Source organism: Roseiflexus sp. (genome assembly GCF_057785375.1).
The window spans coordinates 1-14564 of the sequence record NZ_JBYNRX010000038.1 but is presented as its reverse complement, the minus strand read 5'-3'; the positions used below and the strand labels follow the sequence as shown (position 1 = coordinate 14564).

Here is a 14564-nt window from a genome sequence, read left to right as displayed (position 1 = left end):
GACGCAGGGGCGGCAGGTGATGAGGAGCGGTTTCTATTTCATGACGACGCCCTATCTTCTGGGAGAGGGCGGTTCGCGCGCCACGCCAAGCTCTTGCAGACCGTTCTGCACGCTGGTGATGACTTTCAGCAAGCGTTGTTCGAGTTCCTCGAGCACCTGACGGGCATATTCATCGGCGCCGGCGCGCACGGCGCGCGCCTCGCGCTCGGCTTGATCCAGCAACCGCGCGCGTTCCGCCTCGATTGCCGCCAGCAATCCCTGTTCGTGCAGCACCTGCTGCACCCGTTCCTGCGCTTCGCCGATCAACCGTTCCTGCTCGCTAATGATCCGGCGCGCCTGGCGCAATTCTTCCGGGACTGCCACGCGCATCCGATCAATGATGTCGAGCACGCGATCCTCGTCGATCAAGAGCCGACCGCTGAACGGCACCCGTTTGCCCTCGGCAATGACATCTTCCAGTTCATCGATCAACTGATCCAGTTCGATGGCTCATCACCTCCTGCCATAGACGCGCTTCAGCGCTTCCACTACCGGACCGGGAACCAGCCAGGAGACGTCGCCGCCAAGCGACGCGATTTCACGCACTGTGCTCGAACTGAAGAAGGTATAGCGATGGCTCGCCATAAACAGCACGATATCAATGTCGGGCGCGAGCGTCTGATTGATCTGCGCCAGTTGAAACTCCGCCTCGAAGTCGCCGACGGCGCGCATGCCGCGCACGATGACCGACGCGCCAACGCTGCGCACATAGTCAACCGTCAGGGTCGAATACGTATCGACCTTAACGCGCGGGAGGTGCCGGGTCGACTCGCGCAGCAGTGCAACCCGTTCTTCGGTGCTGAAGAGCAACTGCTTGTTAGGACGATCAAAGACGGCCATGATCACCGTATCGAAGATGCGCGACGCGCGCGCGGCAATGTCCAGGTGTCCATTCGTAACCGGATCGAAGCTTCCTGGATAGACGGCAATCGTCACCCCTTCTCTCCTTCACTGGTGCAACGCAAATCCGCAGAACGTTGCGCCGTTTTATCAGTGATCAGCCAGCGGCACAGTGGGCTGATGCGTCTCTTCGCAATCAGAGGCGCTATTGTCCGGCGCCAGTTCATAAATCGAAAAGCACGAATCTCCCAGACGGCGGAATTTTCGGCGGCGGAAACGCTGGTAACGGTCACTGAGTTCGACGCGCGGCGAGTGACCGACGACCAGGATACCCGTATCGGTAAGCAGGTTTGCGTCGTCCACGGCGCAAATCGTCGCCTCAATCGCAGGATCAGCATAGGGCGGGTCCATAAAAATTATATCATACCTTTCATGCTGACCGTGCGTGCGCAAGAATCGCGCGACCGACATAGGAAAGATGCGCGCCCGATCCGCCAGACGGGTGTGTTCCAGGTTCTCGCGGATGATCTGGCAGACATGCGTTTTGTGTTCTACGAAATCCGCCCGTGAAGCGCCGCGCGACAGGCATTCGATCCCCAGCGATCCGGTGCCGGCGTACAGGTCGAGCACACGCCCGCGAATGGGTCCATACCCTTCAATGACCGAAAAGAGCGCCTCCTTGACCCGATCCAGCATGGGGCGCGTGCCGAGACCCTCGGGCGCTTTCAGCCGACGACCTTTGGCTGTTCCGGTAATGACGCGCATCGTTAACCTGTCACGGATCCCTCTGCCGCCATCGCATCGAGCGTGGCCGCGAACGCTGCAATCGTCGCGTCGATGTCGCCCGGCGTGTGGACTGCCGATACAAACCCGCTCCGGCCGCGCATCAGATCGACGCCGTGGTTGATCATCCCCAGGCGCAGCAACTGCACCAGGCGCGGATCGCCGCCGCGCTTCAGTTCGTCCGGCGGCGCCGCCGGATCGAGTTCACCCGGCGGGAAACCGACGGAGCACCCGGCGACGATATGGAAGATCGAGCCGTCGCCGTAGACAGCCCAACCGGCGAGGCGTCGTTTGCGCAACTCAGCGTTCATCCCGGCGACGAGCCGCTCTCCCAGCGCAGCGGCATGCGCTCCTGGCGCGTCATTGGCGACGATGTTGAGCATCGCCACTCCTGCGGCTGCGGAGAGCGGCGCCGCGTTGAAGGTGCCGAAATGCCGGATTTTGTGCGCCTGGTTCCATTCCGCATCGCCAAACGCCAGATGCTTCAGAATATCAGCGCGACCGCCGACCGCGCCGCCAGGCAACCCGCCTGCCAGAATCTTCGCCAGGGTTATCAGGTCGGCAGTGATGCCCGCGCGCTGCTGCGCGCCGCCAGGGGCGACCCGAAAGCCGGTGACGATCTCATCGCACATGAGCAGCACGCCGTATCGCAAGGTCAACTGCCGTAGATCGCGCAGGAAGCCGGCAGGCAGCGGGACGGCGCCGTATGATGCGCCGGTTGGCTCAAGGATGACTGCCGCTATATCGGTGCGGCGGCGCAGAATATGCTCAACATGATCCAGATCGGTCGGCGCCACGATGATTGAGCCGAGCATACCGTCATACAGACCGGCAGGGGCGACGGCATTGTCCGTATCATGCGCCAGCATATCGTGCCAGCCGTGGTAGTGCCCGGCAAAGCGGACGACAACCGGTTTGCCGGTGAAAGCGCGCGCCAGACGTAGCGCCATCATCGTCGCTTCGGTGCCGGAGGCGGTGAAGCGCAGCAGTTCGATGCCGGGGACCAGCCGCCTGACCAGTTGCGCCCATTGCAGGCTGAGTTCGTGTTCGGCGCCGTAGTGCGTGCCGCGTTCCGCCTGGCGCTGCACCGCCGCAACGATTGCCGGATGCCCGTGCCCAAGCAACAGCGCGCCATGCCCCATCCAGTAATCAATCAGGCCGTTCCCGTCGGCATCCCATTTGTGCGCTCCAGCGCAGCGTTCGACATACAGCGGAAACGGCGCAACATATCGTCCATCGTGGGTGACGCCACTGGGAAACAGCGTCTGCGCCTGGCGGAACAACGCCTGTGAGCGTGGATGCCGCTGAATGTACGTTTCAATGATGGTCATCAGATACCGTACTCCAGCCGGGTGATAAGCGCGTCGGGCAACCGTGCCTCGCGCATCTGGCGCTGCGTCAGCCCGATGTCATACGGAACGCGATGAAAGGTGATCGTATCGGCAGCAGTGTTGAAGATCGCAAATGCGGCGCGCGAGTCCTGGTTTCGCGGCTGCCCGACACTCCCAGGATTGATAATATACCGGAACCCGTCTTCCAATATCAGTGTCGCGCCGTCGTCTGGCGATGATGGTCCTTCGCAGCGTCCTTCGGGAGTCAGACGGAAGACCAGCGGCACGTGAGAATGACCGATCAGACAGACCTGCTGCTCAAAGCGGCGAAAATTGTCGAGCGCCTGATAGCGCGTCAGCAAATATTCCCATACCGGTTCACGCGGGCTGCCGTGCGCCGCCAGAAAGCGCTCATTGATCGGCTGAATGGGTTCGAGTTCTTCCAGCAGCATCCGATGGTCGTCTGTCAACTGATCGCCGTTCCAGACGTTGGCAGTGCGTGCGTCCGGGTTGAAGTCGCTCAGATCGAGCAAGCCGAGACAGGCGAGATCGTGGTTGCCTGCCAGCATCATGCTCGCCACTGTACGGATCGTCGCCACGCATTCATTGGGGCGCGGACCGTATCCGATGGTATCGCCCAGATTCCAGACGGTATCATAAGGTCGAGCAGCAGACAGCACGGTTTCGAGCGCCACAATGTTCGAGTGAATATCCGAAAGGATCAGGATGCGCATAGGTCCTGCCGATTCCTCACAACCACCTGAGCAGGTTGTAGCACATATACCGAATATGATACCACGTTGGGCGCTCCAATGCCGCCTGAGGGTGAAGCAAGACGCAATCTGGCTGTAAGGTTTCGGTAATGCCAGGACTTTGCATCAATTCCTGTCCACTCCGTATAATACGCCTGAATATCGTAGCGCTCAGCGTTCAAGGAGACCCGGCGCGCTATGAGCGAGCCAATGCCAACCGGTCCAGGGTATTGCCCGTATCTGGGTTTGAAGCAGAATCGCGCGATTCGATTCTCGTCGCCGACGCCGGAGCATCGCTGCTACGTTGGCGGCGAACCGGTCGAAATACCGGTCGATCAGAGTGCATTTTGCCTTTCTCGCAATCATGTTCAATGCCCATTATACATGGGTTTAACACTCCCCTCAATTCCCGCACCTGGCGCTCCATCAGACGCCGCAACCGCCGCGTCCGGCGGGTTGCGTGGCTGGCTACGAACGCTGTCGCCGCGCGACCGCGCGATCTATGCCCTGATGCTGGGTATGCTGGCGATCATTATATTAGTGTATGCCATTGCGGGGTGGCAGGCGCTGACGGGTGGCACGCCGACTCCGGCTGCTCCTTCACCGACGACCGTGGCTGTGCTCGAGACGGCGACTTCAACCCCCTTGCCCGAACCGCTCCCCTCGGCAACAGCGACGCCGCTGCCGCCGACCCCTACGCCGCTGCCGACCAGTACGCCCTCGCCGCAACCAACGCCGTCGCCAACCTCGGAACCGCTGATCATCGTGCCAACGGCCATCCCGACGCAACCAGCCGATGTCGCAACTGTCGCCGCTGCGCCAACCGTCGGCTTGACGGCTTTTCCTTCCCCAACGGAACCGGTCCAGCCATCGCCCACTGTTGCGGTCACGGCGTCGCCACTGCCGACCGCGCAGCCAGCCCAACCATCGCCAACTCCCACCGCGACCGCAGCGCCGACCACACCGCCGACGGCGCCGCCGCGACCTCCCGCGCCGACGGCGGCGCCTGCGGTTCAGCAGCAGCGGTTGTGGCTCTACTTTGGTGACGCGACCGGCGCCCTCTTTGTGCCGGTTCAGCGGCTTGTGCCTGTGGAAGATCGCAAAGTGGCAGCGGCTGCCATCAATGCCCTTATCGAAGGTCCACGCAACGGCCTCGAACGTCTAATCGATCCGCAGGCGCGTCTGTTGAGCATTACAATCCACAATGGGCTTGCGACGGTCAACTTCGACCGGCCGCCGCATCTGAACGGCGATCCGCGCGGCTTGCAATCGATTGTTCTGACGCTGACCCATTTCGAGACGATCAACCGGGTGCAGTTCCAGGTCAATGGTCAAAACATCGGCATTGACGGAAGCGGTCCAATTGGGCGACCGGTGGTCAACCCATTGAACCCGGATAATCTGCCAGTCGATTATGCCATCACCGAGTTTCTACCGACGTACTACCTGGCGAACGATGGGTATCACACCATCCGCATCATTCGCATGACGCCGAAGACGCGCCAGGTGGCTGAGGGAACGGTGCGCGCCCTCATCGAGGGACCGGGAATCTATGAGTATGCAGTGCAGCGCACTATTCCGTCGGGAACCGAACTCCGCTCAATCAGCATCAACCAGGGGGTGGTGCGGGTCGATTTCAGCGCCCAATTCGCCGAGGCGACCGATCGCAACGCCGCAGTGCGCACGCTGGTCGAATCACTGACTACGCTGCCGCGTGTGACCGGGGTGCAGATCTTTGTCGAGGGTCGCTCACTTGCGGAGTGGTGGGGTGAACCATATGGCAAGGTTTACCCGAAGCCGCTGATCAACCCGGAGGGATGATCTACCACCAGCGCCACCAGACGTAGTGGTGTTCTTGTGGTGGAACAACGCGGCACTGAGCGCATACACGAAATGGAATGCCGGTCTCACGCTCGAGGTGGAGATTGTCGCGCCCGCCGCAGTAGCGACACACGCTCAGATTTTCGATATCGTCGGCGCGCCAGAGTTGGGGGATGAGGGTCAATTTCAGCGGATGAACGCCATCGATCGCGGCGATCTTGACGCACACCGCCGCCGGAAAGACCGCTTCAACGCGCGCGAACAGGTGATAGCGGTACGAATACACCTCGTCGCCGACACAAATGGCGCCTATTCGCGGATGGGTCCGAATCTTCATGGCATCCTCAGCAGCGCAGCCAGCCTGCGCAGTTCCTCTTCGTTGAGACGAAACGCCTCGTGATCGCTGAACATGAGCGCGTCAAGCATATCAGCGATGCGCTCCCCGGCGCCCGCTTCGAAGCATGCCAGACCAAGTTCTACGGCATAGAACTGGTCGAATGCCCACGATGCTAGCGCGTCGTCGGTCATGGCGCCGGATAATCGTTGCTCGATCTGATCCGCTACCGCGTTGCGTGTAATGACCGTCATTAATCTCGGTCTGATGATTGGGCGGAGCCGCTGCATTGCAACGGCTCTGCCTGAATGAATTACGAATCCCGCAGCGCCTGATCGCACATCGAGGCAAACCCGCATCCGAAACAGCGTGCGGGATCATCGTGACTCCGATCACACTCGTTGTCAAGCGCCGCGCGCATCTCTTCGATCAGCGCCAGCGTCTCTTCGCGCACGCGCGCTGTATACGATAGCCGAAACGTTCGATCGGCATACCGCAACAAGCCATACGGCGGGGCAGTGCCGGTGGTTTCCTCGATCAACAGACAATACGCCGCCAGTTGCATCAGATCGGATTCATACGGGCGTGTTGCGTTGCGTCCTGGTTTGATCTCCATCGGAATGAGATGTCCGTGTTTCTCGATCAGGTAATCCGGTTTTCCCACCAGACCAAGCCGGCGGGCCACAAGCGGTCGTTCCGGTGATCGGGCGTTGGTGTCGCAATACGCTACCGGCGCCCATGGCAGCCCGGTGGCGGCGCGGAGGCGGAGGGCGCCGATCAGAGCGACGAGTGCGAGCAGAAGCAGCGCCAGTCCAATGGTGATCGCCATAGGTCAGCCCGCCATCCCGCCGCCAATCAGCAGCGTCAGCGCGAGTGCGCCAAAGAGCACTGCAATGATCAACAACAGGCGACTCAGGGCGACTGATCGAGCATGGCGGCGATGCAGCATTGCGCCGTGCTCGCGCCGTTCGCGTCCTTCCGGTTCGAGACCGGCGACGCGGCGTAGCCACCAGGCGCGGGCACAGTACGCATATTCGCCGATTTCGCTGGCGCGTATCGTCGGTAACCGCTGATCTGGCATTTTTCAGGAGACCTATCCGCCGCCCAGCACCGGATTGCCACCGATCCAGTTCGCCACATCAGAAACGGTAATAACGACCATCAAGCCCATGAGCATCATGAACCCGATGGCATGCACCATTGCTTCGCGCTCAGGCGGGATCTTCTTACCGCCACGGGCGATCTCGATCAGTGAAAAGAGGATGTGGCTGCCATCGAGCGCAGGAATGGGCAGCAGGTTGATCAGGAACAAATTGAGACTGATAAGCGCCGTCCACTGCCAGAAGCCGATCCAGCCGTCGCGCTGAATGACCTCGCCGGTACCGCGGGCAATGCCGACCACCCCGGCGACCCCGCCCTGCGGCGCTTCGTTTATTCCCAGCAGGCTGCCGAGCATCTGACCAATGCCGGTGATGAATCGCCCCAAAATATCGAAGGTGTAGGTGAAGCCCGTGCCGAGCACCGTGAGCGGTGTTGCTGGAACAACCCGAACGTTTGGCGTGTAGGCGAAGCCAAACCCGTTCTCGAACTTCACGTCGTCGCGCTCCCAAGGTCCAGGGGTGATCGCCAGCACAGCGCGCACCCCCTCGCGCTCAACGACCGCCTCGATCGTGCGACCGCGGTTTTCTGCTGCAATCAGGCGGATCACGCTCAGATCGGTGTCGAGCGTGCGCCCGCCAAGTGCAACCAGAAGATCGCCGCTGCGCAAGCCGGCGCGTTCGGCAGGGGTGGCCGGATAGACGACATCGATGCGTGCGCCGTCGAAAACCGCCGGAACGCCGCGCGCCATAAAGATGCCGCTGAAGATGAGGAACGCCAGTAGCAGGTTCATCAGCGGTCCGGCGAACAGAACGGCGATTTTCTTCCACGGCGATGCTGCGGAAAGGCTGCCGACGCCGTAGATCTGATCCCCTTCGCCGCTGAAGCGCACAAACCCGCCAATAGGCAGCCAGTTGAGCGTATACTTAACGCCATTGCGCTCAAAGAGCACCATTGCGCGCGGTGGATATCCCAGTCCGAACTCTTCGACTTTGATGCCAAACCATACTGCCGTCAGAAAATGCCCCAACTCATGAACCAGCACCAGCAGCCCGAGCATGAGCAGGAATGCGGCAATGGTAACCAGACCGTCGGGCAAACTCTCGAACACTACGCTTCTCCTCTGATACAGAGCGGCTGCTGTACCGCCATTGAACATGCGCACCGCGTACAGAGTAGTGTACCGTATGGCAGAAGCGTCTGTCAACCGCGAAAGCCGTCAGGCCGTCAGGCCGTCAGTCGCCGGAAACATCACACGTGGAGCGTTTGTAGACGCGACGCGCGTTTTCCGTGTGCCGATGCGTTGTCCCCCACATCCCCGCCGCCCGCCTGCTTCCACACGGGGCGAGGCGGGGTGTTTTCCCCTCATCCCCCTGCCCCCCTTCTCCCACGATGGGAGAAGGGGGGCGTGGTGGTTGAGAACAGAACCCGATGTAGCCTGCGGAGGCAGGCTGCGCACCTGTAGCCCACGGCTTCAGCCGCCGGGCGCTTTGCGTCTTCGCGTGGTTGGGTTGATGCCCATGACCAATCCGGTCTCGCCTGTGGAGGCGGGCAGCGCAGCGGGCGACGTGCGGCAGCCCGCACTCCTTTCGGGGCAGCGGGCGGCGTGCGGTAGCCCGCACTACGCTTCCGGGGCAGGGCGGCGTATCATCTGTGCCGGCGTCCCAATTTTGACACCTATCGTTGCAATACGCTAAGATGTAGAAAGATTGCTTCGCTTGCAATAATACTGAACTGGCAGGCGGACAGGCTCTATGGAACTACACACGAGAGCGGTCGGTCCCTGGCCCATGAACAGTTACGCACTGGTCTGCCCGACGACGCACTACAGCGTCCTGATAGATCCTGGCGCAGAACCGGACGAACTTGCCGCTATGCTCGACGGCACGACCCCGATCGCCATTCTGCTGACGCATACGCACCCGGATCACATTGGCGCGCTCGAAGAGATGCGCAACAGGCTAGGCGTACCGGTCTTCGCCCATGCCGGACCTTACGTTGCCGGTGCGACGTTGCGCGTGGATCGGACGCTGGCGCATGGAGACGTGGTGACCGTCGGCGCTTCGACAATCCGGGTATGGCATACCCCCGGTCACACCGCCGATATGGTGTGTTACCTGGTCGATGGCGCGCCAATTGCCATCGTCGGCGATACCCTGTTCGACGGCGGACCGGGGCGCACCTGGTCGGCGGACGATTTCCGCATCGCCTTGACAACCTTGCGTGCCATCGTGTTGACCTGGAGCGATGACGTGATCTGCTACCCTGGTCACGGTCCGTCCTTCCGGCTTGGCGACCGGCGCGTTGCTATCGAGCGTTTCCTGGCGCGCGCGCCAGAAGGGTTTTTCGGCGACGCAACATGGGATATGTGAGAGGAGTCTATGCCTGCTTCGGCGAAACTGGTTGCGCGCGCGATGGTTGGGTCCCCCATTGAGCGGCCTTTTGGCGGATGCCTGTTTGTTGCAGGAATGCTGGCGTTGCTCGGCTTTGCCTTCCTGGGGCACCTGGCGCTCTGGATTCTGGAACCCATCACGCGCGTCGGCATTTTCCTGATCGGCATCACCATCGGCACGATTGCGTCGCTGCCGCTCCTGGCATTTTTGCGCTGGCTCGACCGGCGCGAGCGCGAGTCGCTGTGGCTGGCGATTGGCGCGGTCGTGTGGGGCGCGGTCATCAGCACCGGGCTGTCTGCGATCTTCAATGCGCTTGGCTTTGGCTTCATCGCCGTCAGCCTGGAGATTGTCGGCGGAGTCGACGCTGAATTGCTCGGACAGTTGCTCGCAGCGGCGCTGGTCGCTCCACCGGTCGAAGAGGCGTTCAAAGGGCTGGCGATCCTGGTGCTCTTCTGGTTTCTGCGCGCTGAGTTTGACAATGTGCGCGACGGCATTATCTATGGCGCGCTGGTCGGTATCGGGTTCAATATCGCCGAGTATGCGCTCTATGTGATGCAGGGGTACGCCGAGAGCGGCGTGGCGCCGTTCGCCGAGCAGTTCGCCGGTCGTTTCGTCTTTCTCGGCTTCAACGGGCATATGCTGTGGAGTGCGATCTGCGGCGCCGGCGTCGGGTTTGCGCGTCAGTCAACCACCAGAGGTTGCGCCTCGCTCGGAGCGCCGGTCGCCGGGTATCTGACCGCAGTATTTGGGCACGCGCTCAACAACTCGGTCGGGGTGTTTCTCCTTGCCGTCATTCTCGTGATGATGGGGTACGATGTCGAAAGCGGGCTTATGAGCATTCCGCCGTTTGCGCTCTGGACGGCGGCGGCGATCATGAATGTGCTGGTGCAGGGCGTGCTCTACATCGCGCTGCTCGTGCTCCTGGCGCTGACCTCGCGCTGGGAGCGGGATGTGATCTGTACCTACCTGGCGGACGAAGTTGGCATCAGTGTCACACCCGAAGAATTTACCGCAATTGTGAATGACCGTATGTTCGGCGCACTGGGGAACCGTGGCATCCCATGGCAGCTGGCGCTGGCGCAGAATGAACTGGCCTTCCGCAAATGGCATGTTGCGCGTGAAGGCGGCAACCCCGCAACTGACCCGCTGGTTGCAGCATGGCGTCAGGATATTGCGGCGCTGCGCGAAGAGTGGCTGCGCTCCCGACGAACGAGGTGAGGTATGACAGTTGCGACCGATCAGCGTCTCGCGCTGGCAATGACCATTCCCGGCGCGCCGGTCTGGCGGTTAAGCCTGGAGCAGTACCATCGCATGATCCAGACCGGTATCCTCACCGATGATGATCCCGTCGAGTTTCTCGAAGGGTTGCTGGTGGCGAAAATGCCCAAAAATCCGCCGCACAGCCTTGTAGCCCATCTGATGCGCAACGCGCTTGCGCAGGTTGCGCCAGCGCAGTGGTACGTCGATGCGCAGGAGCCGTTCACCGCTGACAATAGTGAGCCGGAACCGGACGTTCTGGTTGTTCGTGGTGAGCGCCGTCAGTATCGCAATCACCGCCCGCTAGCGCAGGACGTTGCGCTGGTTGTGGAAGTGGCAGATACGACGCTCCAGCGTGATCGAACCTTGAAGAAGCGGATCTATGCACGCGCAATGATCCCGATGTACTGGATCGTCAATCTTGTGGAGCGCAAGGTCGAATGGTATGCCCACCCTTCAGTTTCCGAAGGGGAAGCCGATTACGCACAGCGCCAGGGTGGTACTGAGGACGATGTGATTCCGGTTGTCCTCGACGGCGTGGGGATCGCGCGTCTTCCGGTGCGCGATCTGTTGCCCTGAACGTATTTCACGAAAGTGAGAATATGATGGCACGTCCTGTCTCTGTCGGTCTGGTGCAAATGCGGATGACCGACGACCCGCAGCGCAACTTCGCCGCCGCCGTGGAAGGCATCCGCGATGCTGCGGCTTGCGGCGCACAGATCGTTTGTTTGCCGGAATTGTTTCGTTCGCTCTACTTCTGCCAGAGCGAGGATCATCGCTATTTCGCCCTGGCGGAGCCGATCCCCGGTCCGTCCACCGAAGCGTTGAGCGTTCTGGCGCGCGATCTTGGCGTGGTAATCATCGCCAGTCTGTTCGAGAAGCGTGCCAAAGGGCTGTACCACAACACTGCCGCTGTGATCGACGCCGACGGGCGCTATCTGGGCAAGTATCGCAAGATGCACATTCCTGATGATCCGCTCTACTACGAGAAGTTTTACTTCACCCCCGGCGATCTCGGTTTCAGAGTGTTTGCAACGCGCTATGCGCGGGTTGGCGTGCTCATCTGCTGGGATCAGTGGTACCCCGAAGCGGCGCGCCTCACGGCGCTGCGCGGCGCCGACATACTCTTCTACCCCACAGCCATTGGCTGGCATCCCAAAGAAAAGGATGAATACGGCGCGGCGCAGCACGCAAGCTGGGAGATCATTCAGCGCTCCCACGGCGTCGCCAATGGGTGTTACGTCGTCAGTGTCAACCGTACCGGGCACGAAGGCGACCCGGATGGCGGCATCGAGTTCTGGGGGCAAAGTTTCGTTTCCGATCCGTCTGGAACGATTCTGGCAAAAGCAGCGGTTGATCGTCCAGAAGTGATGGTCACACCGGTTGACTTGGCGCGCATCGACGAGCAGCGCACCCACTGGCCCTTCCTGCGCGACCGGCGGATCGATGCGTATGGCGAGATCACCAGGCGCTACATTGATGAGGCGTGACGGAGCAACGATGACGACTTCCCAACCAACGCCAGCCCGACTTGGCTACCGGATGCCTGCTGAGTGGGCGCCACACCAGGCGACCTGGCTCTCCTGGCCCCACAATGCGGAGTCGTGGCCCGGCAAACTGCACGTTATTCTGCCGATCTACGCGCGCATGGTCGCAGCGCTGGCGCACTCCGAAACCGTCCATATCAACGTCAACGACGAGGCGATGGAAGAGGAGGCGCGCCGGTTGCTGCGCAGCGCCGGCGCAAACGGCGACATCCGTTTCCACCGCTTCCCGACGAACGACGCCTGGTGCCGCGATCACGGCGCAATCTTCGTCGTGCGCGACGGCGACGATCCGCTGGCGGCGATCAACTGGGAGTACAACGCCTGGGGTGGCAAGTACCCGCCATACGATCTGGATCAGCAGATTCCCCGGCGTATGGCGGAGGCGCTTGGCGTGCCCTGCTTCGACGGCGGCATGGTGCTGGAAGGCGGCTCAATCGATGTCAACGGCGAGGGGCTGTTGCTGACGACCGAGGCGTGCCTGCTCAACCCCAATCGCAATCCGCATCTCACCCGCGAGCGGATCGAGTGGCGCCTGTGCGAGTATCTGGGCGTCTCAAACGTGCTCTGGCTTGGCGATGGCATCGTCGGCGACGATACCGATGGACACATCGACGATCTCGCCCGCTTCGTTGCGCCCGACACGGTGGTGACGGCAGTGGAACACGACTCGTCGGACGAGAACTATGACGCGCTCCAGGAAAATCTGCGCCGCTTGCGCCGCATGACCGATCTGCGCGGAGGGGCATTGCGGATTGTGGAGTTGCCTATGCCGCCGGCGGTGGTGTACGAAGGACGGCGCCTGCCTGCCTCATACGCCAACTTCTACATTGGTAATCGGGTCGTGCTGCTTCCCACATTCAACCATCCGAACGACGAGCGCGCAGCGGCGATCCTGGCGGAACTCTTTCCGACACGCGAGATTGTAGGGATTGACTGCACCGACATGGTGTGGGGGCTTGGCGCCTGGCACTGCCTGACCCAGCAGGTGCCCGCGGTTCACGGCATTTCATACTAACTTGGTCAGTCCGCCCGGCGGCTGAAGCTGCGGGCTACCGTTGCCAAGCCCGCCTGCGCGAGCTTCAGCGGGCGATGCCGGATTCTTTGCTCACAAACCATGATCGACTTCACTGCAAAAATCTGTAAACCACGAAGGTCGCCAAGGGACACGAAGGACATGCGCTTCTGTTTCTTCCCCTTCGTGCGCGTCGGGTCCCTGGCGGTTCAGCCGGTGTGCAGTGGACTCATGATTGCCCCAATGACCGCGCATGAGAGCCTATCCGAAAAATCACGACTAAAGTGCGACCGGGTAGGCGAAGGCAAAGCCTTCGCCTACCCAATGAGCTTTTCCAGATAGGCACTTAGTATCAGATTGACGCAAAGGCGCAAAGCTTCGCAGTCAGCAGTCCCTTTGCGTCTTCGCGCCTTTGCGTGAGCCTTTCCGAGAAACTCTCCAGTCACCCGCCAATCCATGCATACATACCGGCCGCAACGGCGCCGCCTGCCAGGGAACTGAGGAAGTTGACCATGTCGTTATTCATCCAGCGCCAGCCGCGCACCAGAGGAAAGGTGCGCCCCTCGCGCGACGCGCGTTTCTCGGTTTCACCGGTTGGCGCAAGATACATTGCCTGTACCGTTGCGCCGAGCAAACTATCGAATAGACTGCCGACGACCCCGCCGCACAGCGCTGCCGGCGCCAGGAGAAGAAGCAAGACCCTGCGTTCGACGGCCATGAGCGCCAGCGCCGCCACGCCGATTAGCAGCGCGCCCCCAACTGAAGCGCCGATACCATAGAGCGTTACACCGCCGGATGTGCCAGGCGGCACAACCCTGCCAGAAGTGATCAGACGCGGCGGATGCGGACTGAGGACGCCGATCTCGGTTGCCCAGGTATCGGCGGTCACCGTCGCCATGATGCCGACATACGCTGCAAGCAGCATCACCGGCTCGCCGGTCAACCCGTAGACCAGGGCAAGCGCCGCGCCTGCGCCGCCATTGGCGAGCGCCTGCCAGAAATCGCGACGCCCACCTTTCTCGAACTTCTCACCGGCGATGCGCTGCTTCTGCGCCTGCCGAAAATGGGAGAGCGCGCTGGACGTTACAAAAAAGACGATCAGCACACATCCCCACGTCCATCCCCCAAAACCAAAGGTCAACGTGCCGGTGACAACCGCGCCGAGCCAGCCGCTGAGATCAAGCGATTGCCGGCGATAGGCGACGGCGCCAATCGCGGTGCTCAACACCAATCCAGCCGTAATGCGAGGAATATCGATCATGGCGTTTTATGTCGGAAACGGAACGCCACGCATCATACCACAGGTGCAAGGCAAAAGGTGAGGGGCGTGAGGCGTGAGGCGTGAGGCGTGAGGCGC

The 14564-nt window shown here is 61.4% G+C and carries 17 protein-coding genes; 6 read left to right on the top strand and 11 right to left on the bottom strand.

All coding sequences use genetic code 11. The features are described 5' to 3' along the window. Window positions 1-51: 51 nt before the first annotated feature. The 5 genes from AC3EA7_RS07030 to AC3EA7_RS07010 are packed head-to-tail and all read right to left on the bottom strand — an operon-like array spanning window position 52 to window position 3727. The gene (locus AC3EA7_RS07030; protein WP_488613325.1) at window positions 52-471 is read right to left on the bottom strand and encodes a hypothetical protein; all 420 of its coding nucleotides are present in this window, start codon (window positions 469-471) and stop codon (window positions 52-54) included. Between the two features lie 21 nt (window positions 472-492). Beyond that, complete coding sequence (gene coaD, locus AC3EA7_RS07025; protein WP_488613324.1) at window positions 493-975, bottom strand: pantetheine-phosphate adenylyltransferase; 483 nt, start codon at window positions 973-975, stop codon at window positions 493-495. Window positions 976-1029: 54 nt separating this feature from the next. After that, complete coding sequence (gene rsmD / locus AC3EA7_RS07020; protein ID WP_488613323.1) at window positions 1030-1644, bottom strand: 16S rRNA (guanine(966)-N(2))-methyltransferase RsmD; 615 nt, start codon at window positions 1642-1644, stop codon at window positions 1030-1032. A 2-nt stretch (window positions 1645-1646) separates the two neighbouring features. Next, window positions 1647-2993, bottom strand: coding sequence for an aspartate aminotransferase family protein (locus AC3EA7_RS07015; RefSeq protein ID WP_488613322.1), 1347 nt, complete (start codon window positions 2991-2993; stop codon window positions 1647-1649). Continuing rightward, the gene (locus AC3EA7_RS07010; RefSeq protein ID WP_488613321.1) at window positions 2993-3727 is read right to left on the bottom strand and encodes a metallophosphoesterase family protein; all 735 of its coding nucleotides are present in this window, start codon (window positions 3725-3727) and stop codon (window positions 2993-2995) included. Before AC3EA7_RS07010 ends, AC3EA7_RS07015 begins: the two co-directional genes overlap by 1 nt. 216 nt (window positions 3728-3943) lie before the next feature. Between AC3EA7_RS07010 and AC3EA7_RS07005 the strand changes: the two genes are divergently transcribed. After that, window positions 3944-5566, top strand: coding sequence for a GerMN domain-containing protein (locus AC3EA7_RS07005; protein WP_488613320.1), 1623 nt, complete (start codon window positions 3944-3946; stop codon window positions 5564-5566). 1 nt (window position 5567) lies between these two features. On the opposite strand, the gene AC3EA7_RS07000 is transcribed toward AC3EA7_RS07005, so the two are convergent. Genes AC3EA7_RS07000 through AC3EA7_RS06980 form a run of 5 tightly spaced genes read right to left on the bottom strand, consistent with a single transcriptional unit; the run spans window position 5568 to window position 8109 of the window. Then, on the bottom strand, window positions 5568-5903 hold the full coding sequence (locus AC3EA7_RS07000; protein WP_488613319.1) for a hypothetical protein: 336 nt from the start codon (window positions 5901-5903) through the stop codon (window positions 5568-5570). Next, window positions 5900-6154, bottom strand: coding sequence for a hypothetical protein (locus AC3EA7_RS06995; protein ID WP_488613318.1), 255 nt, complete (start codon window positions 6152-6154; stop codon window positions 5900-5902). The genes AC3EA7_RS07000 and AC3EA7_RS06995 overlap by 4 nt, the downstream gene beginning before the upstream one ends. 59 nt (window positions 6155-6213) lie before the next feature. Beyond that, window positions 6214-6729, bottom strand: a complete 516-nt coding sequence (locus tag AC3EA7_RS06990) for a CRISPR-associated protein Cas4 (RefSeq protein WP_488613317.1) — start codon at window positions 6727-6729, stop codon at window positions 6214-6216. A gap of 3 nt (window positions 6730-6732) precedes the next feature. After that, window positions 6733-6981, bottom strand: a complete 249-nt coding sequence (locus AC3EA7_RS06985; protein WP_488613316.1) for a hypothetical protein — start codon at window positions 6979-6981, stop codon at window positions 6733-6735. 12 nt (window positions 6982-6993) lie between these two features. After that, complete coding sequence (locus AC3EA7_RS06980) at window positions 6994-8109, bottom strand: M50 family metallopeptidase (RefSeq protein WP_488613315.1); 1116 nt, start codon at window positions 8107-8109, stop codon at window positions 6994-6996. A gap of 643 nt (window positions 8110-8752) precedes the next feature. Here AC3EA7_RS06980 and AC3EA7_RS06975 point away from each other — a divergent pair. Genes AC3EA7_RS06975 through AC3EA7_RS06955 form a run of 5 tightly spaced genes read left to right on the top strand, consistent with a single transcriptional unit; the run spans window position 8753 to window position 13210 of the window. Continuing rightward, on the top strand, window positions 8753-9370 hold the full coding sequence (locus AC3EA7_RS06975) for an MBL fold metallo-hydrolase (RefSeq protein WP_488613314.1): 618 nt from the start codon (window positions 8753-8755) through the stop codon (window positions 9368-9370). 9 nt (window positions 9371-9379) lie between these two features. Next, on the top strand, window positions 9380-10609 hold the full coding sequence (locus tag AC3EA7_RS06970) for a PrsW family intramembrane metalloprotease (RefSeq protein WP_488613313.1): 1230 nt from the start codon (window positions 9380-9382) through the stop codon (window positions 10607-10609). 3 nt (window positions 10610-10612) lie between these two features. After that, entirely contained in the window at window positions 10613-11227 is a 615-nt protein-coding gene (locus AC3EA7_RS06965) for a Uma2 family endonuclease (RefSeq protein ID WP_488613312.1), read from the top strand. A 26-nt stretch (window positions 11228-11253) separates the two neighbouring features. Beyond that, the gene (locus AC3EA7_RS06960) at window positions 11254-12138 is read left to right on the top strand and encodes a carbon-nitrogen hydrolase (protein WP_488613385.1); all 885 of its coding nucleotides are present in this window, start codon (window positions 11254-11256) and stop codon (window positions 12136-12138) included. 10 nt (window positions 12139-12148) lie between these two features. Further along, complete coding sequence (locus AC3EA7_RS06955; RefSeq protein WP_488613311.1) at window positions 12149-13210, top strand: agmatine deiminase family protein; 1062 nt, start codon at window positions 12149-12151, stop codon at window positions 13208-13210. A gap of 439 nt (window positions 13211-13649) precedes the next feature. Here the strand turns inward: AC3EA7_RS06955 and AC3EA7_RS06950 are convergent, their stop codons facing one another. Beyond that, the gene (locus AC3EA7_RS06950) at window positions 13650-14468 is read right to left on the bottom strand and encodes a DUF92 domain-containing protein (protein WP_488613310.1); all 819 of its coding nucleotides are present in this window, start codon (window positions 14466-14468) and stop codon (window positions 13650-13652) included. Window positions 14469-14564: the final 96 nt, after the last annotated feature.